Source organism: Stenomitos frigidus ULC18, assembly GCF_003003795.1.
In the GTDB taxonomy this organism is placed as follows: domain Bacteria; phylum Cyanobacteriota; class Cyanobacteriia; order Leptolyngbyales; family Leptolyngbyaceae; genus Stenomitos; species Stenomitos frigidus_A.
The window spans coordinates 18,197-38,141 of the sequence record NZ_PVWK01000099.1 but is presented as its reverse complement, the minus strand read 5'-3'; the positions used below and the strand labels follow the sequence as shown (position 1 = coordinate 38,141).

Below are 19,945 nucleotides of genomic sequence, written 5' to 3'. Positions count from 1 at the left end.
TGTGATTGTTCATTTTAGGTCTGATGAGACAAAGCTGATTTTCGATGGGTTTAAATCTCGACATTACCCGCCTGATATTCAAAGGATTGCTTTACGCAAACTGCTCATCTTGGACGCTGCGACATCGCTGAATGATTTGCGCGTGCCACCTGGAAATCGGTTAGAAAAATTAGTGGGTGATCGCCAGGGGCAGCATAGTATCCGTATCAATCACCAGTGGCGAATTTGGTTTGTCTGGACGAATGAAAACAATGCCGTTCAGGTTGAGATTGTAGACTACCACTGAGAAAAAACTGTCATGAGTAACGATCGGTTACCTAACATCCATCCTGGCGAGATTCTACGTCTAGAATTTCTGGAACCACTCGATATTACGCCTTATCGACTAAGCAAGGACATTGGTGTAGCCCAAACGCGTGTGAGCGAGATTTTGGCTGCAAAGCGCAGTGTGACGGCAGATACCGCTCTACGGTTAGCTCGTTACTTCGGTAATAGCGCTCAGTTCTGGCTGAACTTACAAACACAGTATGACTTACGTCAAGCGCAAGCAGAAAATGCAGAAACGTATAGTCGTATTCCTCAAGCTCTCTCACCTTCAATGCCCTCTCCGTAATCGATCGTCTCAAAGTGTTTCTACTCATCAGTAGGACTGACGTAGTTTGCCAAAACCTCGGAGGTTTCAGCATTGAGGTTGGTCATGCGGTTCAATGCGTGGTTAAAACCGCTAAAGGGTTGCGTCAGTCCTGATCAGTAGACTGCATCGTCGGAGTGTTACTTGGTAGAACGTTCCGCTGACGTACTGATGGTTGAAGACGCGATCGGGGCATCTTTTGTAGGGTGGCAATCCCTGAAATCCGCTTGCATAGGGACATTTATCAAAGCGGGGGACTGATTGTAAAAATATGAGGAATGAAGCATGGTTGGGAAAAAGTTACTCGTGCCTGCACTGGCGATCACCGCAGTGGCAGGGGGGGCGATCGCGTACGTCCACTTCAACGGGGCGTCCGGCGATGAGCTGAGTCCGCAAGCGCTGGCGAAAGTGGTACCCGACGACGCCTACATGACCGCCTTTATTTCGATGGAGCCGCAAAACTGGGCGAAGCTGCAAAAATTTGGCACTCCCGAAGCACAGGCTGTGGTGGGCAAAGGTTTCACAGACTTCCAACAAAAGTTGTTGACTGACAGCAAAATCAACTACGACGCCGATGTAAAACCCTGGGTTGGTAACGTCATGCTGGCGGTACTGCCAACCGATGCGGCAAAACCAGTCAAAGAATCGAATGTTTTGTTAGTGGTTGGCATTAAAGATAAGACAAAAGCGTTGAGTTTTGCCCAGAAGCTCCAGAGTGAGAGTAAAACAAAAGCGATCGAAAGCGACTATAAAGGCATCAAAATTACAGATTATCCGGGTGCAAAAAGCTCCAGCTACACGGCTGTCGTGAAAAATTATTTAGTGCTTGCACCTGAGAAAAAAGCCGTCGAGCAAGCGATCGATACCGTCAAAGGAGAACCATCGTTAGCATCAAAGGCAGAGTTTGGTGCGCTTTTGTCTAAGGGTGTTGAGATGCCCAATACGATCGCGCGTATCTACGTCCCGGACTATGCAGGCACCGTGCAGCAGCTCATCGCGAGCCAGTCGAAAGCGGCTCCCTTACCTGCCGCCAGTCTGGATCAACTCAAAAAAGTGAAATCGATCGTCGCAGGGATTGGCATTGACGATGCTGGCATACGCATGAAAACCATCGCTAACCTCGACCCACAGGCAAAAACCCTGGAGTATAAACCCGTTGCAGGCTCCGTTGTAGCGCAATTTCCCACAGAGACTTTTGCGATGCTGAATGGTGCTGGCATCAGCCGCTACTGGGCAGAAACAGTGGAGCAATCCAAGTCCAACCCGCCAATGGAGCAAGCGATCGCCCAGATGCGGCAATCAATGCAAGCTGCCAATTTGGATCTCGACAAAGACATTTTTGGCTGGATGGACGGTGATTTTTCCTTAAGCTTCATTACCTTGAATGAGGGGATGTTGGCTCAGTTTGGCTTCGGTGGCGTGATGGTCTTTGATACCAGCGATCGTAAAACGGCTGAAGCCACGTTGAGCAAAATTGATGGTTTGGTGAAGGGCAATGGGTTTGTGCAGGTTGCCGATCGCGACGTGCAAGGTAAGAAAATCACAGAATGGCAATCGCCTCAAGGTGTGCTGGTAGGCCACGGTTGGCTCGATCAGGATTCGGTTTTCGTGGCGATCGGGGAACCGTTGGTCAACGTGATGGCAACCAAACCCGCGAAAGCGCTCGATAGCAGTGACGCTTACAAAACCGTGATGGGTGGCTTACCCAAGCAAAACGTGGGTTCCTTCTATCTGGATATGGATCAAACCATGTCGCTGGTAAATCGCACGATGCTCGTAGCTCAAAAGAGCTCCATCCCGCCAGAAACGGCTGCGGTACTGAACTCAATTCGGGGCATTGGCCTGGCATCTACCCAGGCGGACAAAACAACGGTTCAGGTTGAGATGTTGCTGGCACTTAAGCCTGCCAAGTAGTCAGTACGGCTTCTGTAAAAACGGTATAACGTAGGGTGGGCCATGCCCACTCTACAAATTAGTATTTGAAATTCGGTGGATGCCAACCAGCAGCTTTCCAAGCTTGCCTGACTGTAACGGCATAGGGATTGTTTAATTGGAGCGCCAGAACAGTAGCACGCCCACAAGCAGTTAAACCGACGATACAAGCACTGTCCTCTGACCAAACAAAATGCCGTACCCACTTCTGTTGCCGTGGATTAAATAGTTTGGTATTGCGATTGGTCACCGGATCTCTTGCGTGGGTTTGGGTGCCTTTGTAAGCATTGCATAGACGGCAGGCAAGCCACAGGTTTTCTTCGTTGTCAGAGCCACCTGCTGCTTTAGGGGTTATGTGGTCGATCTCTAGAATCCCTAAAACATACTTTTGCAGGCTAAGGCAGTAGCCGCACTGATGGTTCGCCTGCTGCTGCACTCGTGTTCGGACGGCTTCAGAAAGTTGGCTCACTGGCTCAGGGGAGCGAGGAGTCCACGCTTGACAGCTTCACTCAGGGCAGTGGCTTTTCGCAGTAGCCCTTCTTGATAAATCTGCATGAGCGTTTGTAGCTCTGAATGCTCATTTTCAGCAAGAGTGCCTGCCTGCTGCCGATCGAGCAACTCACTCAGTCGGGCATCTTGCTCCGGCTCCATTTGTAATTCTGCCAGCGTTAAAACCTGTTTGTCAGAGAGCGCCGAAAGAGGCTCAAGTTCACTAAGATCAGCCCTGACCGGTGGCATTGAAAGTTGAATAGTATCGGCTAAAACTCCCGCCACATCCCGATTCGCTAACCGTGCAAACCGCTCAGCGCGCTGATAAACCTCATCGGGCAACGTGATCGTGATTTCGGTACTCATGTCTACTTTGAATCCTGGGTTTGATGCTGCCAGTATTGAAAGTCTACTTCAGATCTTCGGCGATCGCTGTTCTTCCGCGATCGCCAAAAAACTGAGTGAAATAATAAGATATTGATTTTTCTATCGTTAACTTAATTGTAAGGGAGCGATCGCATCTAACGCCCCGTCACTGCCTTACATAACGTTAGGTTGCCGGGTGTCTCTGGGCGATCATTGGAAACCCAAACTTTTCGTGGCGCTTGGATTGCCACCCAATTGCGGTTGTCTTCTTGAATGATCGTCGCTGGAAAACTGTCAGGTTTGACCGTTGCCCCATTGCTGACCGCGCCAATAATGGTCGCCTTCAAACTCGGCTCGACACGAATGCGGAGATCGTCTCCTGTAGGAACCCGTACTCGGAGACAGGTGACGTTTTCCAGTTTTGTGCTAACAGCTGTATTGACGATCGTGTTGATCAACGCGCCATTCTTCCAGCAGCCAAACTCAGCCGTGCCCGTGCCGATTTGGTCGATCGAGTTGCTGAGCCGAAACCAGTAAGGTGTTTCTTCTACAGGAACACCGATCGCTTCGGCACAGGAGTGTTCAAAATCCAGGAATCCGCCTAACTCCATGTTGGAAAACCCTGCACTAAACCCTGCCGTAGGAATTTCAGCTTTGGGTCGCCATAGGCTCCAACCGGGTTCCGGTGGATTGCGGGAGCCATTGGGATTCGGTTCTGCTGCTTGGGTTGGTATGGTTAGAGAAAGGGCGATCGTGCTTAATAACAGCACTTGAAAACCACGTTGCATCAGTTACTTTCCATTTGCTAGGTCTGATTGCGATCGCTGGAAGGAGCGCGATCGTTAAAACCTTGAGTGAAATAAAGATCTTGGTCTTTTGTTAGCGGCTTAACCCAATTGATTTAGCTACGTCATGGGATAAAAAGACGACCAACACCCATCCAGGTTTCAATATCTAACAAGATTTCGAGGATACGGTCAGCACAACGGTTTCGATAGACTCGATCGGATAAAAATCGATTAGCGTCTCCAATTGTCATGACAGGGAAGGAATCCAGAGTATTGTCTTCTCGAAGAACTTGTTCAGGGAGTCTTCACCTTTCATACTACGGTTGGCAGTCAGCAAAATCATCTGATTTGCCTGAGCAAGTTGCCAAACGATTCGATCTCTACTGTCGATCGCTAGATTCATCTCCTTGAAGGTGACAAAACGAATCGAGAGAAGCTCTAACCAACCTTGACTCGCAATACTGCCCAATAAAATCTCTGCATGTCCCCCCAAGTTGTGATCAATCAAGAAGTTCATGCTTCTAGCTTATGCCTAGCTTTCTGCTCTTGAAGTTTTGCCCAGAGAGCCTCTCGACCCGGTCTGGGTGGCATTGCTGCAACACGAGCAAAATGCTCACGCTTACGTTCCTCCCAGTACTGCCGATTTTCCTCAGATTGCTTCAGAACAAGCTGATATTCTGCTTCGACTTCAGAACGATTTGCCTCAATGTAGGATAAAGCAGCATTGATCTGCTCCTCTGTCAGGTTAAACAAGGAGCGGATGAATTTCGGAGGGTACTGAGCTGTCACATAGTCCATCACATCGTAAAGCGTGATGCGGGTGCCTGCGATCGTCAGTCCGCGCTCTGTCCGGATAATTTCTGCTTGCCCAGCACTGGATGCATCCACCTTAAAACTCCTTGAGTCACGGCTTCATCCATATCGTAGCTCAACGGCTTACTCAACGATTTCCTCGCAGTTTATGATAAGAAAAAGTACCTTGAACTCCGCCCACGTAGGCAATAAGAAAAAACCACGATAGTATCCCTGGAATTCTTCTAAGTTCAATTACTTCCCAAGCTTGGCTTGAGGCAAGGTAAATTAGTATGACTACAGCAGAAACTCTGCTTTTTTTGTAGATGCCAAATGATAGAACAAAAATTAGGCAAACATTTAAAAGTACTGATATTAAAAGTTTTGATATGTCTATTAACTCAGTGAGTCTAATAAAAAAATCGTAGCCTGTTAAAGCCAAAAGTATAAATACTAAATTTATAGTGCCGTGAACTATTCCTCCTTGCCACGCAAATTTAATCTGATCCTCTGCTTTCTTTCCCTTGCTAACTGGGGTATTTTGCTCCTTTAATTGAATGGCAAGTGGATTGCTTGTGCCTGCATAGTCAGAAACTATTTGCTTAAGCCGAGGCATATCATGCAGAAATAAGGGCAGCCATAATGCGCTTGAAAATTTAGTAGTCGATAGTAAAAGAAACTTGAATCCAAACGTCCAAAGTCCACCATAGGATCTCGCACCAGTTATGGTTGACCATTCTATAAAATAAAGCTTGCCCCAAAAGCTTGTACATCTCAGTCCTTGGGGATTAATAGAGACCCTGTAGTAAAAGATAAAACCAGTGGTAAAAGCCAAATTTATTAGTGCGACGAAAAACAGTGAGTAAACTCCAAGTTTCCACATGCTGGGGACAAAAAAGGAAATGAGTAAACTTAATGGAGTAAGACCTATAAAAAGCAAAAATGACACTAAGAGAGAATATCTGAAGTAGGTAGTTGGCAATCTCATTTTTTATCCCTTATCCTCAAAATACTTTCTTCACCGATGACCTCACTCCCATTTGGGTCTAAGGCAATGACAGATAACCTCTCGGCCGCGCCACCACCAAGGACAAGGCGGTGTAACTAATATTTAGACAGAAACTTTCAGCCTAAGATCCCGGATTGGCTGATTAGGCAGATAAGATTCAGTCTAAGATCCTAAACTGGGCATTTAGGCGGACAGAGATCTGTCTAAACCCCTCAAGAGGAGATTTAGGTGGATGTTGCCAGTATAACTACCCTTTTTCGAGAGAATGGTTAACCATACAGAATCTTTCAGGGCGAAGAAAACTTAGCTTTAGTGGGTTTGTGGAGAGACAACGATCGCTTTGCCGTACCACCGCGATCGACTAACTCAATGTTTCGACCAGTTCTTTGATTTTGCCAACTTGCCGATCGCGCCAACATTCTGCAAATCTGACCGCGATCGCGCGGTTGTGGCTGGAGAGACGGGTGAGCGATCAGTGCATCAGGATAACGCAAGCAGCGATAAGCTCTCATCTTCATAAAATAACCGAATAGCGTTAAATTCCCGACGTAGCAAATTTTCAACTTGTCGTGTCGAACAGTTTCCAAGACGAAGCCAAATCACTTTCGGTGGCTTTCCCAACACCAGGCTCAAGTCGTGCATATCCGCATCTTTCGAGACAATCATCAAATTGTTGTCTTTTGCATAATCCCAAACGATTGAGTCGATCGTTGCTTTCATGCCTATATCTCGAACATGAAGCGAATTTGGGAAACGATCGCTTAAACGGCTCGGTAACTTAGGTGATAGGTTTTCATCGAAAAGTAGTTTCATGCAGAGAATGGAGCCGTCATAAACCGACGCTCACGATCAGCGGCATACGCAATGCAGGCTTTCAAATCGTCTCGCGTCAGATCGGGAAAGTCGTCGAGAATTTCTGCTTCAGTCATCTCGGAAGCCAGGTACTCAAGCACTTCATACACCGTAATTCGCAAGCCACGGACACAGGGTTTGCCACCACGCTTTCCAGGCTCGATTGTGATGATGTCTCGGTAGTTCATAGGTTCTCACAATCATGAACTGAAATTAAACGTCTGTCTCTAGCTGATTCAAGTAAATCATCTATGCCAACGTTAACTCAACGTTTCGACCAATTCCTTAATTTTGCTGCCCTGCCGATCGCGCGGTTGTGGCTGGATGTATGGGTGAGCGATCGCCCCTCACTGACTACCATGCTCTACTGCAAGGCTGCGATCGTCACGATGCCGCGCTCCCTTGCTTCAATTTGCAGCTTGAATCCATACAGCAAACTCATGCCTAAAAGAGGCTCCGATTCTGATGCTTATACTGTCCATCCCAAATGACGATGGCTCGATACATCTGAAAAATGACTTCACTGCCATCGCCCAAGGTAACAAAATCACTGAATATCCAAGGCAGTTCCAGTGATTCAATCATAGATAATGGCAGGGATAGAAAGCCTGAAAATCCCGTGTCAATCAATGCCTCAATCATTTGCTTCGACGCATTGTCATGACCAACCACGATCGGCAGCATTGCTTCACAGTTCTGATTCACCCAACCTTGCATCATGCTGACGGCTTCAAGCTGCGCGAACCAAAACGATACACTGTGCGATGCCCAATCCGAATCACCCAAGGCTGGGCATCCGGGACACGTTCATAGAGGCGATCGGTAGCGGTGATCGTATCCTCTGCCACTTCAAACGCTCCGGTTTCAATGTCGATCGCTACAATCTTGCCATGATTGCCGTCCTCAACCTGAGATCGCACCTGAGACTCGTAAAGCTCATTGCCACGATGGGCGTATTCTTCTTTCGCATAACGGGGTTGACGTTGGTGGACCCTCTCCTCTGGAGAAACTGTCATGGCTTTGACCTTATTGCAAGGTTACTCTTGCATTTTAGCCTGAGCGATCGAAGCGTTATTCATGCAGAATTTATGAGGACTCAGAAAACTTAGCTTTGGTGGCTTTATGGAGAGATCCTGAGCGCCACGCCGCACTAGCCCGATCGCCTAATTCAACGTCTCGACCAGTTCCTTGATTTTGCCACCCTGTCGATCGCGCAAGTGCTCTGGAAAGCTGACTTCGATCGCGATTTTGCTGCCCGACGCATCGCTAACGGTTTCGATGGTTTGTACCTGAGCCAACAAGCGTTTTGGTAACGCGTCACTGTCGGTCTGACTCAGGAGTAGCCCGACGAGCGCTTTTGTCCGCTCCATTGCCTCCAGGTTTTGAATAGCAGTGCCGTCTAGCTCTAGCTTGAGGCTGCGAACCCCAATTTCGGTCGCGATCGCCGTATAGAACTGTCCTTCCCAATACAGTTGTGCCATGGCTCGGATCTGTTTGCGTATCGATGGCGTAGGGGGTGCAGGTTTTGGTTCCCGGAACGATCGCGACACGCTGGTCATAATGAACTTGAACGATTCCATCGGGTCATCGACGATGCCGCGCGTTTGGGAGTACCATTCCCGGACATCAGAATAGATGACCAGGCTGAGGGCATCCAGTTGGGCGCGGCTGGGTTCCAGAAAGTCGATCGCCATTACCACCTGGGTTTCGTTGATCAGCGTGACCCGGATAATGCGACCATTCACAAACGCACGCGTGCCGTAATCGCCAATTAACTCCAGCTCAATTTCATCGGGTAGGTTCAGCCAGCTATCCAACAGCAGTTGACAGCCCGTTTCACTGACGTTGATGGTTTGCCCCCGCCACTCTTGTCCCTGGCTGTAGATGATGGTGCCCAACTTGCGATCGAGCCGATGTGCCCGTCGTAGCTGGGGTTGCTCGAAAGCAACTAGCAGCGCTGAAATCAGCAGCACCAGATTAAAAAAGCACCAGAACATATTGGTGAGCACCGCTTCCGTATCTTCTGGTCGCAAGATCAGCCATAGCGGGACAGCCAGCACCGACAGCCCAACCAGCACCGTCACGATCACCAGCGCACGAGCAGACTGCCAGTCAAAGCTCCGCTTGGTAACGGATGCGCCCTTATCGGTCACATTAAAGCTACCGAGTTTGGGGTTAATCAACGCCAGCAGCGTTACCAGCCCTGCCTGGAAGGACATCGCAAATTCGTAGATCTCGTTCCAGAAGGAAAAGCGGACATTTTTATACGTGATGTGGTTGGCGTAAGTAGACAGGAAGATGTGCGGCATCGCATACGCCAGCGTTTCCAGACCCAAACCACGAATGGGATTGATACCGAAGAGGAGGAAAAGGGTGGGGGCGATCGCGTACATCAAGCGCGGAAAGCCGTAGAAAAAGTGAGAGGTCGCGCTGAAGTAACACAGCCGTTGAGGAATGCTCAACCGCAGACGGGGATTGAGCAAGGGATTTTCAAGCCGCAGAATTTGCGCCATCCCCCGTGCCCAACGCACCTGCTGTCCCACATAGGCGGAGAATTTTTCCGGTGCCAGCCCTGCCACCATTATCTTGTCGTAGTAGACCGACTCGTAGCCCAACGAATGCAGGCGAAACGATGTGTGACAGTCCTCCGTGACCGTCTCGGTAGCAATGCCGCCAATTTGCAGCACGTAATCTTTGCGGATGACCGCCGCCGAACCACAGAAGAATGCCGCATTCCAAAAGTCATTACCCTTTTGCAGCACCTTGTAGAACAACTCGTTGCCCACTGGCACTTTACCAGCCGTCAGCAAGTTGCGCTCAAACGGGTCGGGATTGTAGAACCAGTGAGGGGTTTGCACCAGTGCCACTTTAGGATTGCGGAAAAAGCCGATCGTATTTTGTAAAAAGTCTCGCGTTGGGATGTGGTCGCAGTCCAGGATCAGGATCAAATCGCCGTACGTCTTGCGCATGGCGGTATTGATGTTGCCTGCTTTCGCATGGTCATTATTGTCCCGCGTCATCAGCGTGCAACCGAGTTCGGCACACATCTGACGCAATGCTTCTCGACGTGCCCGGTACTTCTCTGCTCGACCATCATCCAGGATGTAAACGCGCTTTTTGTTGGCGGGATAGTCGATCGCCAGTGCCCCCAGTGCCGTTTTACGCACAATCTCTACATCCTCGTTGTAGGTCGGGATGTAGACATCGACTGTCGGCAACTGTTGCTCTGGAATCCCTGCCAGACTGGGCGGCTGTCGATCTTTCAGCTTCAGCGTCTGAAAAAAAGCGAGCGCCAGCGTCATGATGGCGTAGAGCTCTGCCCCAAACAGCAAGATACTAAACGTGCCATCGAGCCATCCATCCAGGTTGAGCGTATAGCTGCTGCGGTAATAGACGTAGCGGAACGTGGTGAGCAGGCTGAGCCACACCATAAATAAATGCAGGTATTCGCTAGTGTGGCGATCGCCATACCGTTGCTCAATCTGCACGATCGCCCAGCCCAATAGAATGAGCATCAAGGCTGCGATCGTCTGCTGCCAGGTGGTCAACGGGGTAATGATCAGTGGGATGGATAGCAGCAGTAGCAGTATTGCTAGCCAGAACAACTGGACGTTGGGGGCATAGCGAAAGACGCGATCGAACCCATTGGGGAGCGACTCCGTAAGCCAGATTGTCAGCCGCTCTGCTTTCCCTCGACGACGCTCAGATTGCACTTCAGCCGCTGGATTCGTCATCTTTTCTCTCCCTCAAGGCGTTTAATGTACAGCTGAGCAATGCCATAGAGCAACAGGCATACCGTCACCATGCCCGCTGGCAGCAAGAACCAATTGTCTTGAAGAAAGCGGGATGTCGTTGCGAGCAGATTGGTCTGTGCGAGCCGACGTTGCGGTTCTTGCTGCAACGATTCCAGCTGATAGGCGTCAGAGTCAAACATAGAGGTGGCTTGAGCATTGGCGCTAATCAGCACCGTATCCCCTTTGACTTGAAAGAACCAGGGATCTTGATTCAACACGTCTTTCACTGTGCTTAGACCGCTTGCCTGCTGACCACTGAGTGCCAGTACGGTGCGCTTGTCGTTCCAGGGCGAGATCACTTCTTTAATGACCCCACCTTTATCGGGCAACGTCTGGATGGTTTGCTGGTGCCATAGGCGAGAAAATGCGCCACCTAAGCTGAACCCTTGCTTGGTATCAAAGGCTTCATTAAAAGGAAACTTATCGCGGGTGCCGATGCCTACCAGATGGCGTTGCCTGCGGACGTCGTCGGGCAAGGTTCCTGTCGTGTAAACACCCAGCTTCACCGATTCTGCCTGACTCAGACGTCCCATGCGTTCGCTGAAGGCCAGCATCGTCAGCAGTTCCGTTTCGGAGGGTGAATCTGGTACGACAATCGCCGTACCCGACAAATCCTGTGGTGCAGCAAAGGGATACCCCACCTGGAGCAGCTTCAGATCCGGTAACTGCACGGATTGATCGCGCTTCAGCTTAAACCTCGTCTCGTCGGCATGGACGGTGCCCCAAAGTTGCTGATCGGTGACAACACCGCACTGCGCTTGTTCGCGGGCACTCAGGCGAAACGCGATCGCCAGCTTAGAGGTCGGCGTGATCAAGTTCTCAGGCAGATTCACGTTGACCGATTCTCTGCTGGCACCTGTTTCTGAGGTCAGCCGCTTGCCGCCAACGACAACGCCGTCTAACAGCACTTCGATCGCCGACGTTCTGGGATTCACCTGGGGGCTGTAGCTGTAGACCAGCTCCATCGCACTGCCCCGCGTAAAGTGGTCATCGGGGAGGGCATGAAAGTTGAACTCTACAGAGGGTGCCGACGCACCCCGCACGGTTGTGTCTTTGAGTGGCTCCTGATCCGATCCCTTTAAGGCACTCAGCTTAAATTCATTTGCATCTGGTAGTGCCCGTTCCCATTGCCGTGTGGGTGGAGTGGGGACATCATCCAGATTATCGACCAGAACGGCTTGTCCCGCACCAATGCGGCGGTTTTGGGGCTGCACAAGAAACTGTGCCGCTTTCGCCACGCCATCGGGGCCGTTGCCTGTGACGACCAGAATGGGATTGCCGCCTTTGGGCGTTGCTGCCAGCATTAACACGCCTACATCCGCCGGAAGCGCATTTTTCGAGCCGTCGATGATTTGATTGCCAGAGACAGTGAACGGAAGCTTGAGCGTTTTTAAAAGTGGTTGCTCGGCAGGTGTACCCAGAATGACCAGGCGATCGTTCCACTGCAAATCATCAACCGTCTTCACAAAGCGAGTGCTCAACGGACGAAAATCGGCCAGTCGCCCCATCGCGGTTTGAAACCGTCCGGCTGCGGTGAGCCAGGACTCGCTCACTGTTGTGGGGCGTACATACGCTAACCGATTGGCATCCAGACTCAGGTGATCGAAGAAGGGATAAGGGAAGCGGCTTAGATCCAGCGGTACGGCTTGAGGCTGGTAGTTAAACAGCAGCTTGGAGTCGGGAAGCACTTCTGTCCAAAGCGCTGGGTCGGCTGGGTTAGAGCATTTAGAGTCGGTATTCTGCTGCGCGACGATCACAATGTCGTTCGTATCCTGAATCAGGCTGGTCGGAATATCGACTAGAACCTGACCAATTTGGGACTGCTTGCGATTCAGTGACGTGCTGCCAACGCTGGTGCCATTCACACGCACCGTTAAGTTCGATCGGCTCGCCAGGAGTGCAGGAGAGTGCTGAAAGCGAATGAGTGCCTTTGCTGACTGCAGGTTCCAATTGCGAGGACGAGTAAAGGCCAGTTGGCTTTCAGCATAAACCCCTTGCAGCCGGAGACGGTTACCCACGATCGGGCTCCGGTTAAACTCCAAAACGTACTGGCTGGCTGGCGTTTTCTTCGTTGGGGTGCTGCTGGGCTTTGCCTCTGCTTTGGCGGGCTCAGGTTTTGCTGGTGCTGGGGTCGATGTTACTGGTTCCGGGACTGACGGAGCCGGGACGTCTTCTACAGGAGGCGCGGGACGATAGACAGGGGCGTCGCTCGGTGCTTTAGGCAGCGTGAAGTTCCGAATGACTTGATCTTCCTGCTTTTGGACATTGGTAGACTGAGCGACCACCGGTTCTGCCCATTGTCCATGCAATAGCGGGATGCCAAGGCCAGTCATAAAAACGCTACAACAGAGCAGCAGTAACCAACCCAGGGGCCTTGGGTTGAGACGATGACCGGGCGATCGAGCGAACTGTCGAAGCTGGTGAAAAAAGCGTTTCATGGATGGGTAGGGCTAACGTTGGCAGGGTGCAGGAGCTGAGTTGAAATAGCGGTTGAGGGTATCAATCCAAACCAGACTAAATTTTGGGTGTAGTAAGCAGAGCTGTTATCCCAAATACCGTTGCGATACTGGGGCGCTATTTTCTTCTGATAGATTTCTTCAGCCGTCTTTGGATCAATCAGGCGAAAAGCGGCATAAAGCACGCCATATTGAGAGGACGCTTCATAGGCGACTACAGGCTTGCCTTGCAGATCGATCTGGGCCGGAATGGTTTGCTGCGATCGCCACAGCTCCTGCAACGAAACCAAACGCTGCTGCAAGTAGCTTCTGGCTCTCGGTTCGCCATACCAGGACGCATCCAGGGCAAGTCGCCACCACACGCGATAGGCATCAAAGCCGTAGCGGCTGACAAGCGGCTCTGCTCCTAAAAGCGGTTGAAACTGTGCGGTTTCTGTATCCAGCGCCAGCCAATCACTGGGTAACTGGATGGTCGAAAGCGCTGCCGACCGCTCCAGTAACTGATAGCTGCTACTGACTAAACTCAACCAATCGTGGGCGCGATCGACCTGCGCGAACAGACGGAAGGCCGCGGGTGAAAGATAGGACGGATTGAGCAACAGCTTGTTTGGCTGCTGAAACGCCTCGCGTGGCCCGGGTAGGAGATAAGGCTGCTTCCCAACAGGCACGACTGACAGCGCCCACAACGCTCGTAGTTTCGTTTGAGCCAGGGTGAGGTAAGCCGATCGATTCCAGCGGCGACCTGCCAAAATCAGCGCTGTAATCGCATCAATGTCTGCATCACTGGCAAAGTTGCGATCGAGAATACCCCACTGTTTTTTCGCATTACGTCCCCATTTCCATGCCCACAGCGCCTCTGAAGGCTGATTGCCACGTTTCAGATTCTTTTCTGCCCAGGCAAGCGTCAGAGCAAACGTTTGAGGGTCATCGATCATGACCGATCGCAGCATGGCATACGCCTGTCCCTCTGAGGTTGAGCGAGCGTCTGCTTCCCAATCAATCACTCGCCCATCTGCCTGGATAAAGCGCTGACGGTAGGCTGCCCAGCTTTGCTTGAGCAACGCCATGTCAACAGGTGGTGCGGGAGACGGTGATTGAGCGATCGGGCTTGGAGTGATCAGGTTTGGAGTGACTTGAATCGAGGCGATCGGGCTGGTCGAATTGACAGGAGACGGTACATTCTCAGCTTGCGACTGTGTACCACCACGGCAACCGCTAATCAGTCCAGATAAGAGTATTAGCGTCACAATGACCAATGGCATGGTGAAATTCAGCCGCATGGTAGGTAGATTTTTAAAGTAATGTTCGCTTGCTGCACCGCAAAAACTGCTGGTTTGATGACTGCCTGGATGGCATGGGGTGAGTGTCAGAGGCTGGCTGTCAATAGCGCTCCCAAGCAGGCTGAAAACCTCGTTGTTTGAGAAAGTCTTCCTGAATTTGTTGCATCCGACGCGATAGGTTGGGGTCTGCACTACCCGTTGCGGCTTGTTGCAGTTGAAGCTGCTCAAACTGTTGCATGGCTTCTAAGGAGTTACCTTGTGCAGCGGCTAGCTCTGCCAACGATTTCCGAGCTTCAAGATCATCGGGGCGAAAGGTCAGCACCTGACTATAGAGACTGCTGGCAGAGTCAAAGCGGCGTTGCTGAAAGTGAATGCCACCCAGGGCTGCTAAGGCATCGGCATTCTCTGGTTGCTGCGCCAGAATGGCTTGATAGGCAGCATCCGCCTGAGTCAGGTTGCCTAATGCTTGTGCGAGTTGTCCTTGCAAAAAGTACAGCCCGACGTTGTTACGATCGTCCGATGCCGTCGATCGCACACGAGCCAGCAATCGATTTACCTGCGCCTGCGCCAGATTGGGATCACGCTGTGCCAGTACTTGCACCAACCGTACCTGCACCTGCACATTGCTGGGGTTTGCTTCGATGAGCTTGGTGTAGAGCGCTTCTCGCTGCGGCGCTGCTGGCAACGCACCCACCAGGCTGTAAAGTTCGGGTGGTGTATCGCCTGGAGAATGCGCTTGCAGCCAGGCATTGAGAGCGGCTTCAGCTTCAGTCGCGGAAACTCGCCCGGCCTGATACGCCACACTGGTACGCCCTAACTGCACCTGCAAGTCCTGGGGATTTTTTGCCAAAAGCTGCTCATAAAGGGCAAGGGCATCACCCGGACGACCCTGCGTTAACCGAATGCCCGCTAACCCACGCAAAGCGGCTACCTGTACGTCGAGATCGGCGCTGCTGTTAGTGGTTAGGGCTTGATACCGCTGGGCGGCGGCGTCCAGGTTGCCTTGACGACGATCGATTTCTGCCAGCAACAACTGAGGGGCTTGATCATTTGCGCCCACAGCCGTTGCCTGATAAGCGACCAATGCCGCTTTGGCTCCATTGAGGTCATTCTTCTCAATGAGCAACTGCGCCAGTCGGAAGTTGAGAAACGGTTCGTTGACCTTGGCTTGCAGCAAACTTTGATAAATGGGCAGCAGATCGGGATCAGGATCAATACGAGATAGCGCCTGCGCGATCGCCTGTTGTTCGGCTGGGTTGCTCGGCAGCGGTTGCAATAGCGATCGCTGCTGTTGGTGTAAATCACCTCTGGATAGTAACCCTAGCTGGTTTTCTAGCGTCAGCTTCTGCAAGGACAGCACGCGATCGTTGGGCTGTAGTTTCACCAACTGGTTGTATAGCTGGAGTGCAGACTGGCGCTGCGTCGGAACCCCGCTCAACACATCTGCTGCTTCACGCAGCAAAAGGGGCGATGGGTTGGGAGTGCTAAGCACCACCTGCCGATACAGGTCAGCGGACTGACTCAGCAACGCGGACAGATTTTGCCGCTGCCCAATTTCATTCAGCGCACGCGCTAACGGCAGCCGGGCATCTGATCGACCGCGTAAGGGATCGAGCACTGCCAGCGCTTCGGTCGGTTGTCCATTCGCCAGGTATGCCTGCGAAAGTTCCGATCGCAGTTGGATAGACGTTGTATTAATTTGCGGCGGCAGTTGGGCCTGGAGAATGGCGATGGCTTGGGCCGCATTACCCGTACCTCGTAACGCACGGGTATAGGCGATCGACGCCTTACCTGTAATTGGTTTGCCGGTTGACTGATAGCGATTGAACAGTGCTAACCCTTGAGCGTAGTTACCGCTGTAGGTGTAAACCTGGGCTGCACCAAGCAACACGTCTGGCGTTGGGTTGCGCTGTAACACCAGCTCATAGTCGGTTAGAGCGTCGGCAAATTGCCCTTGATAGCCATACAACAAGGCACGTTGAGCACGAGTATCCAAATCATTTGGGTTAAGGGTGAGCAGTGTGGTCAGTGCTTCAATGCCCGTCTGCTGCCATTCCGCACGAAAACCGCCGAGAATGCCGATCGTCTTGAGCGCCAGTTGATTGTTGGGTTCCTGTGCCAACACTTGCTGGTAAGTTTGCCACGCGTCAGCATCACGTCCAGCGCGACGGTAGGCGATCGCCAGCCCTAGCTTTGCCTCGATTGAGCCGGGATACTGTCGAATTGCACTCCGAAACGTCGCGATCGCATCGTTGACCAATCCCTGCCCTAGTAAGGTAAAGCCCTGCCGCACGGCCGCCGGAACTGCTTCCTGAGCCTGCGCGATCGGCATTCCCAACGGCTGCATTAAAGGAACGCCGATGAGCAATCCCCCCAGACAGACAGCACTGATTAAGTTTTTCGTTCGACTACCCTGAATCATTGGCTTTACCAGTATGGCTAGGACGACATTGAGGGGGAAAGGATGAAGGATGAAGGATAAAAAGTTTTGAGTTTTAAGTTTTGAGTTTTGAGTTGAAACAGACAGAGTGAGGGCAAGTTTTGAGTTCAGCCTTTAGCCTTTAGCCTTTAGCCTTTCCCCTAAAGCCCCTTTCCTTTAGGAGTTACATCAAATTCGGTTTTCACCCGGACGCCTGCAATGATTTCTGAGAAGTCATTACGCTCCTGAATGGAAAAACCAAGCCTCAAATTTGGTAAGAAGCGAAAATCGTAGAAGAGTTCTAGAACGTCAGGATTTTTGTCGCCAATTTGACGCCGTAGTGACTCGTTGGAAAGACCACGACCATACGCCAATCCCAGGCGATCGTCTGGAGCGAAGACATCCAGAAAGTTGAAGCCGAGGCTATAGGTTTCGGCGCTGCGATTAATCGCGTCGTTGTTATAGCGTCCATAGCGGGCGAAGAGACCCATTTTCAGCTTCGGAATGAAGAACTCCCCGTTCAACCCATACGATTCTTCGCGATCGCCCTTCAGGAAGCCTGTCACACCGTTTCCACGGGCAACCTGGAAAATCTCCCGAAAGCCATCGCGTGAACCGGCATCGCGATCGGTGACATAGGTGCCTCGAATCACCGCATTGCCGTAGCGAATGCCAATTTCACCAGCGAATCCATCCAAACTAAAGTCACCTAGATTACGTGACGATGAGAAGACCGCTGCTTTCGCCTCAATGTTGTCCGTCAACGTCCAGTTCACGAGTGCCGCTGGGCGAGACGCAATGCCCGTAGCGCTGAGTGCTGGATTGGTTTGAAATACCGGGTTGAAGAAATGAGTTGCGCCATCTTTCGCAAAACTGTTGCGATCGAAATACGAGGTCAAATCCAATTGCCCAACCACTAAACGAAGATTGGGCAATTCCGGTAGCGACGCCGCAAAATACAGCTCGTTCACGCTAAAGCCCTGAGTCTGCGAATCGGCAAAGGCATTGCCATCCGTCAGGTCAAACGTGGCGCCAAAGAGGAGATGGGGCGTTAACGGATATGAAATCGATAGGCGTGCTCTTGCTGACGATTGATCGCCTTGATAGAGGTACACACCTTGCAGTTTGATCGACGGGTCACTGAGGGCAGTGGTGCGTAAGAGCGTCCGTCGTGCTGGGGGCGTTGTTGCAGACTGCGCTCGAAAGGTTGGGGGTTGAATGCTGGCTGGACTGCTGGTGGTTGGCAAGAGCAGCGGTTCCGTCGGCGTTGTGCCATTCGTTAATGACCCAGGCGGCACTGCGCCATCTAACAGACTGGGTGTTGGCAGCGTTGTGTAGGGTGGCGGTGGCGTCGATTGCGCTATTGTCCGCCCACCCATCCGAGGCAAGGATGGCACTAACAGCGGCGAGCCACCACAGGCTCCACTACAGCGATCGCTCGGCGCAGGGGCAAATAGGCTCAGTCCTAGATCAGAATTGGTGCCAACCGTAATCAAAAAGGAAGGCTTTTGCCGTGCCGCTTTAGTCGCTGGAGCTGCCTGTTTCGCTGCCGTTATGGGAGTGGATGGTGGCAAAAAAGCAGGCGGTCTCACTTTGACTGGGTGCACCCTGGCCGGTGTTGCCCTGGTCGTTCTCGCCTTGCCACCCATTTGTTGAATTAACTCATCTTCGTTGGTATAGCCAGACCGGGACGATTCCATGGATGGCATGGACTGGGGTGGCGCGATCGCCCTTGCTGCGATCGCAGACGCTGGAGGTTGGAGTTCTTCCTGACGGCCGATCCGCGCATCTGCAAGTTTGGCTTGTTCGTCAGCCATGACTTGCTGGGGGGATTGTGCTATGCGATCGTGCAGGTGAACTGGCACTGGTTTGGCTTGTGCCACCCCTACTGCTAGAAATGCAGTTAGAGACAGTGACCCTGTTAAACCAACCTTCCAGGGTGGAAGAAATGTGGATACATTAGACTGCAAAGGCTCAAGAGTCATTCAATTCACACCACAATTAACTAAACGCTAACTTCCACTCTCTCAATTGGGTTGGCCGTCACTTTGGCGACAAGAGCGATCAACTAAACTGTCAACTTAACGAGGCAGCTCTAGATGCAGTCTGAACAGTCTTCTGAAGCAGGAATAGGCGCTAATAACCTAAGTTTGACAGTTGAAAAATGCCTGGCGTATTGCCTAAAAAAATCTAGATTACTCATCGTTCAACTGAGTTAGATGAAGAAGGCGTTAAGTGCCTGCTGAACGGTTCGCTGTTCTTCCGAATCTTTACGTACCCAATTGAATAAGCTCCGGAGGAATGCTTAAAAGATTTGTTCCTTGTAATAAGAGACCTAGCTATAGAGTCTACGGTGACAACTGAAACCCAAGGATATGTAATGTCTAATGTTCTATCGCCACGTGCCCTCTGCCGTAATGCTTCTTTTCAGCCTTACGTGAAAGCCATGAGTGTCTTCTTACTGCTGCTGACTGTGGGCTGTAGTAGGGAGCGATCGCTGCAAGCAGAGTTGAATATGAAGGTTGAAGCGGCTAATCGTCCCGGTGTCTATATCGTTTCAGGTAAGACAAACCTTCCTGATCAAAGTCGCATCATTGTTCAAGGCATCCGTCCGTTGACGTCCTCTGCTCAGCCTGCCAGTCCAGGCGAACCGTCTAACTACGCCATTTTGGATCGTCAAGCAGTCGTGGTCTCGCAGGGGCAATGGCAAGCGACTCTCAAACTCTGGCAAAGTACGACTGACGGTCAATATCAGGAAGTTTGGCAAACGAACCAGGCTCAAATGCGTCGGCTGAAACCTGATGCTGATGTTGTTTTCGTCGCCGCGATCGACTCAGCCAGTCAACCCAAAGCGCTGGCACAACCATTAGACAACCAGGGCAAGCAGTTGCAAGGAGCTAATATCCGCTTTGCAACGGATGGGCAATGGTATCTCCAGACCAAACAAACGCTAACAGTGACTCCACCGATCGTCAAAACGGCTTCATTAGTCTTGAATGTGAATGATCTAAACGAAGGTTTGAGCCTGCGATCGGAGTTGAATAACGTGCCAATTAACGCTACGTCGGCTAATCTCCCAGTGTTGAAGGATAAGCAAACCACAGCACCTCTATCCTTCGCGCAGCACCTTCGTTAAG

Annotated in this window: 21 protein-coding genes; 5 read left to right on the top strand and 16 right to left on the bottom strand. The window is 51.3% G+C overall.

Features of this window, described 5'->3' with window-relative positions; genetic code table 11:
* Position 1 precedes the first annotated feature (1 nt).
* The 3 genes from C7B82_RS18380 to C7B82_RS18370 all read left to right on the top strand — a co-directional run bounded on the left by C7B82_RS18380 (position 2) and on the right by C7B82_RS18370 (position 2,545).
* Complete coding sequence (locus C7B82_RS18380; RefSeq protein WP_106257730.1) at positions 2-286, top strand: type II toxin-antitoxin system RelE/ParE family toxin; 285 nt, start codon at positions 2-4, stop codon at positions 284-286.
* 12 nt (positions 287-298) lie between these two features.
* Positions 299-613, top strand: coding sequence for a HigA family addiction module antitoxin (locus C7B82_RS18375; protein WP_106257729.1), 315 nt, complete (start codon positions 299-301; stop codon positions 611-613).
* 303 nt (positions 614-916) lie between these two features.
* Entirely contained in the window at positions 917-2,545 is a 1,629-nt protein-coding gene (locus C7B82_RS18370) for a DUF3352 domain-containing protein (protein ID WP_106257728.1), read from the top strand.
* Positions 2,546-2,603: 58 nt separating this feature from the next.
* Here the strand turns inward: C7B82_RS18370 and C7B82_RS18365 are convergent, their stop codons facing one another.
* The 9 genes from C7B82_RS18365 to C7B82_RS18330 form a co-directional block, all read right to left on the bottom strand.
* Positions 2,604-3,032 carry an HNH endonuclease gene (locus C7B82_RS18365; protein ID WP_106257727.1) on the bottom strand — a complete coding sequence of 143 codons (429 nt, stop codon included), beginning with the start codon at positions 3,030-3,032 and terminating at the stop codon, positions 2,604-2,606.
* A complete protein-coding gene (locus C7B82_RS18360; RefSeq protein ID WP_106257726.1) occupies positions 3,029-3,418 on the bottom strand; it encodes a hypothetical protein in 390 nt (129 codons plus the stop codon). The genes C7B82_RS18365 and C7B82_RS18360 overlap by 4 nt, the downstream gene beginning before the upstream one ends.
* 155 nt (positions 3,419-3,573) lie before the next feature.
* Positions 3,574-4,206 (bottom strand): SH3 domain-containing protein, encoded by a 633-nt coding sequence (locus tag C7B82_RS18355; RefSeq protein ID WP_106257725.1) that lies wholly within the window; start codon positions 4,204-4,206, stop codon positions 3,574-3,576.
* Positions 4,207-4,453: 247 nt separating this feature from the next.
* Positions 4,454-4,723 carry a DUF5615 family PIN-like protein gene (locus C7B82_RS18350; RefSeq protein ID WP_245939980.1) on the bottom strand — a complete coding sequence of 90 codons (270 nt, stop codon included), beginning with the start codon at positions 4,721-4,723 and terminating at the stop codon, positions 4,454-4,456.
* On the bottom strand, positions 4,720-5,094 hold the full coding sequence (locus tag C7B82_RS18345) for a DUF433 domain-containing protein (RefSeq protein ID WP_106257724.1): 375 nt from the start codon (positions 5,092-5,094) through the stop codon (positions 4,720-4,722). The genes C7B82_RS18350 and C7B82_RS18345 overlap by 4 nt, the downstream gene beginning before the upstream one ends.
* A gap of 52 nt (positions 5,095-5,146) precedes the next feature.
* The gene (locus C7B82_RS18340; protein WP_181357555.1) at positions 5,147-5,881 is read right to left on the bottom strand and encodes a hypothetical protein; all 735 of its coding nucleotides are present in this window, start codon (positions 5,879-5,881) and stop codon (positions 5,147-5,149) included.
* A 413-nt stretch (positions 5,882-6,294) separates the two neighbouring features.
* Positions 6,295-6,501 carry a hypothetical protein gene (locus tag C7B82_RS31540; protein ID WP_146141188.1) on the bottom strand — a complete coding sequence of 69 codons (207 nt, stop codon included), beginning with the start codon at positions 6,499-6,501 and terminating at the stop codon, positions 6,295-6,297.
* Positions 6,488-6,820: a DUF5615 family PIN-like protein gene (locus C7B82_RS18335; RefSeq protein ID WP_106257722.1), complete on the bottom strand. Its 333-nt coding sequence runs from the start codon at positions 6,818-6,820 to the stop codon at positions 6,488-6,490. The genes C7B82_RS31540 and C7B82_RS18335 overlap by 14 nt, the downstream gene beginning before the upstream one ends.
* Entirely contained in the window at positions 6,817-7,047 is a 231-nt protein-coding gene (locus C7B82_RS18330; protein WP_106257721.1) for a DUF433 domain-containing protein, read from the bottom strand. Before C7B82_RS18330 ends, C7B82_RS18335 begins: the two co-directional genes overlap by 4 nt.
* Positions 7,048-7,110: 63 nt before the next feature.
* Here C7B82_RS18330 and C7B82_RS35210 point away from each other — a divergent pair, with 63 nt between their 5' ends.
* Complete coding sequence (locus C7B82_RS35210; protein WP_339375259.1) at positions 7,111-7,350, top strand: hypothetical protein; 240 nt, start codon at positions 7,111-7,113, stop codon at positions 7,348-7,350.
* Here the strand turns inward: C7B82_RS35210 and C7B82_RS18325 are convergent.
* The 7 genes from C7B82_RS18325 to C7B82_RS18295 all read right to left on the bottom strand — a co-directional run bounded on the left by C7B82_RS18325 (position 7,304) and on the right by C7B82_RS18295 (position 18,691).
* The gene (locus C7B82_RS18325; RefSeq protein ID WP_339375258.1) at positions 7,304-7,579 is read right to left on the bottom strand and encodes a hypothetical protein; all 276 of its coding nucleotides are present in this window, start codon (positions 7,577-7,579) and stop codon (positions 7,304-7,306) included. The two genes, C7B82_RS35210 and C7B82_RS18325, sit on opposite strands and share 47 nt — an antisense overlap.
* Positions 7,576-7,875 carry a hypothetical protein gene (locus tag C7B82_RS18320; RefSeq protein ID WP_106257720.1) on the bottom strand — a complete coding sequence of 100 codons (300 nt, stop codon included), beginning with the start codon at positions 7,873-7,875 and terminating at the stop codon, positions 7,576-7,578. The genes C7B82_RS18325 and C7B82_RS18320 overlap by 4 nt, the downstream gene beginning before the upstream one ends.
* A 147-nt stretch (positions 7,876-8,022) precedes the next feature.
* Positions 8,023-10,593 (bottom strand): glycosyltransferase family 2 protein, encoded by a 2,571-nt coding sequence (locus C7B82_RS18315; RefSeq protein WP_106257719.1) that lies wholly within the window; start codon positions 10,591-10,593, stop codon positions 8,023-8,025.
* Positions 10,590-13,091, bottom strand: a complete 2,502-nt coding sequence (locus tag C7B82_RS18310) for a cellulose biosynthesis cyclic di-GMP-binding regulatory protein BcsB (RefSeq protein ID WP_219904572.1) — start codon at positions 13,089-13,091, stop codon at positions 10,590-10,592. Before C7B82_RS18310 ends, C7B82_RS18315 begins: the two co-directional genes overlap by 4 nt.
* Positions 13,088-14,389, bottom strand: a complete 1,302-nt coding sequence (locus tag C7B82_RS18305; RefSeq protein WP_106257718.1) for a family 8 glycosyl hydrolase — start codon at positions 14,387-14,389, stop codon at positions 13,088-13,090. Before C7B82_RS18305 ends, C7B82_RS18310 begins: the two co-directional genes overlap by 4 nt.
* Before the next feature lie 100 nt (positions 14,390-14,489).
* Entirely contained in the window at positions 14,490-16,811 is a 2,322-nt protein-coding gene (locus tag C7B82_RS18300; protein ID WP_106257717.1) for a tetratricopeptide repeat protein, read from the bottom strand.
* A gap of 158 nt (positions 16,812-16,969) precedes the next feature.
* A complete protein-coding gene (locus C7B82_RS18295; protein WP_219904571.1) occupies positions 16,970-18,691 on the bottom strand; it encodes a carbohydrate porin in 1,722 nt (573 codons plus the stop codon).
* Positions 18,692-19,188: 497 nt separating this feature from the next.
* On the opposite strand from C7B82_RS18295, the gene C7B82_RS18290 reads away from it, so the two are divergent.
* On the top strand, positions 19,189-19,944 hold the full coding sequence (locus C7B82_RS18290) for a hypothetical protein (protein ID WP_146141187.1): 756 nt from the start codon (positions 19,189-19,191) through the stop codon (positions 19,942-19,944).
* Position 19,945: the final 1 nt, after the last annotated feature.

Bases quoted from the DNA above. Each gene is read 5' to 3' on its own strand.
- C7B82_RS18375 (WP_106257729.1), top strand. From the start codon at position 299: ATGAGTAACGATCGGTTACCTAACATCCATCCTGGCGAGATTCTACGT.
- C7B82_RS18370 (WP_106257728.1), top strand. From the start codon at position 917: ATGGTTGGGAAAAAGTTACTCGTGCCTGCACTGGCGATCACCGCAGTG.
- C7B82_RS18360 (WP_106257726.1), bottom strand. From the start codon at position 3,418: ATGAGTACCGAAATCACGATCACGTTGCCCGATGAGGTTTATCAGCGC.
- C7B82_RS18355 (WP_106257725.1), bottom strand. From the start codon at position 4,206: ATGCAACGTGGTTTTCAAGTGCTGTTATTAAGCACGATCGCCCTTTCT.
- C7B82_RS18350 (WP_245939980.1), bottom strand. From the start codon at position 4,723: ATGAACTTCTTGATTGATCACAACTTGGGGGGACATGCAGAGATTTTA.
- C7B82_RS18340 (WP_181357555.1), bottom strand. From the start codon at position 5,881: ATGTGGAAACTTGGAGTTTACTCACTGTTTTTCGTCGCACTAATAAAT.
- C7B82_RS18335 (WP_106257722.1), bottom strand. From the start codon at position 6,820: ATGAAACTACTTTTCGATGAAAACCTATCACCTAAGTTACCGAGCCGT.
- C7B82_RS18330 (WP_106257721.1), bottom strand. From the start codon at position 7,047: ATGAACTACCGAGACATCATCACAATCGAGCCTGGAAAGCGTGGTGGC.
- C7B82_RS35210 (WP_339375259.1), top strand. From the start codon at position 7,111: ATGCCAACGTTAACTCAACGTTTCGACCAATTCCTTAATTTTGCTGCC.
- C7B82_RS18325 (WP_339375258.1), bottom strand. From the start codon at position 7,579: ATGATGCAAGGTTGGGTGAATCAGAACTGTGAAGCAATGCTGCCGATC.
- C7B82_RS18320 (WP_106257720.1), bottom strand. From the start codon at position 7,875: ATGACAGTTTCTCCAGAGGAGAGGGTCCACCAACGTCAACCCCGTTAT.
- C7B82_RS18315 (WP_106257719.1), bottom strand. From the start codon at position 10,593: ATGACGAATCCAGCGGCTGAAGTGCAATCTGAGCGTCGTCGAGGGAAA.
- C7B82_RS18310 (WP_219904572.1), bottom strand. From the start codon at position 13,091: ATGAAACGCTTTTTTCACCAGCTTCGACAGTTCGCTCGATCGCCCGGT.
- C7B82_RS18305 (WP_106257718.1), bottom strand. From the start codon at position 14,389: ATGCGGCTGAATTTCACCATGCCATTGGTCATTGTGACGCTAATACTC.
- C7B82_RS18300 (WP_106257717.1), bottom strand. From the start codon at position 16,811: ATGATTCAGGGTAGTCGAACGAAAAACTTAATCAGTGCTGTCTGTCTG.
- C7B82_RS18290 (WP_146141187.1), top strand. From the start codon at position 19,189: ATGTCTAATGTTCTATCGCCACGTGCCCTCTGCCGTAATGCTTCTTTT.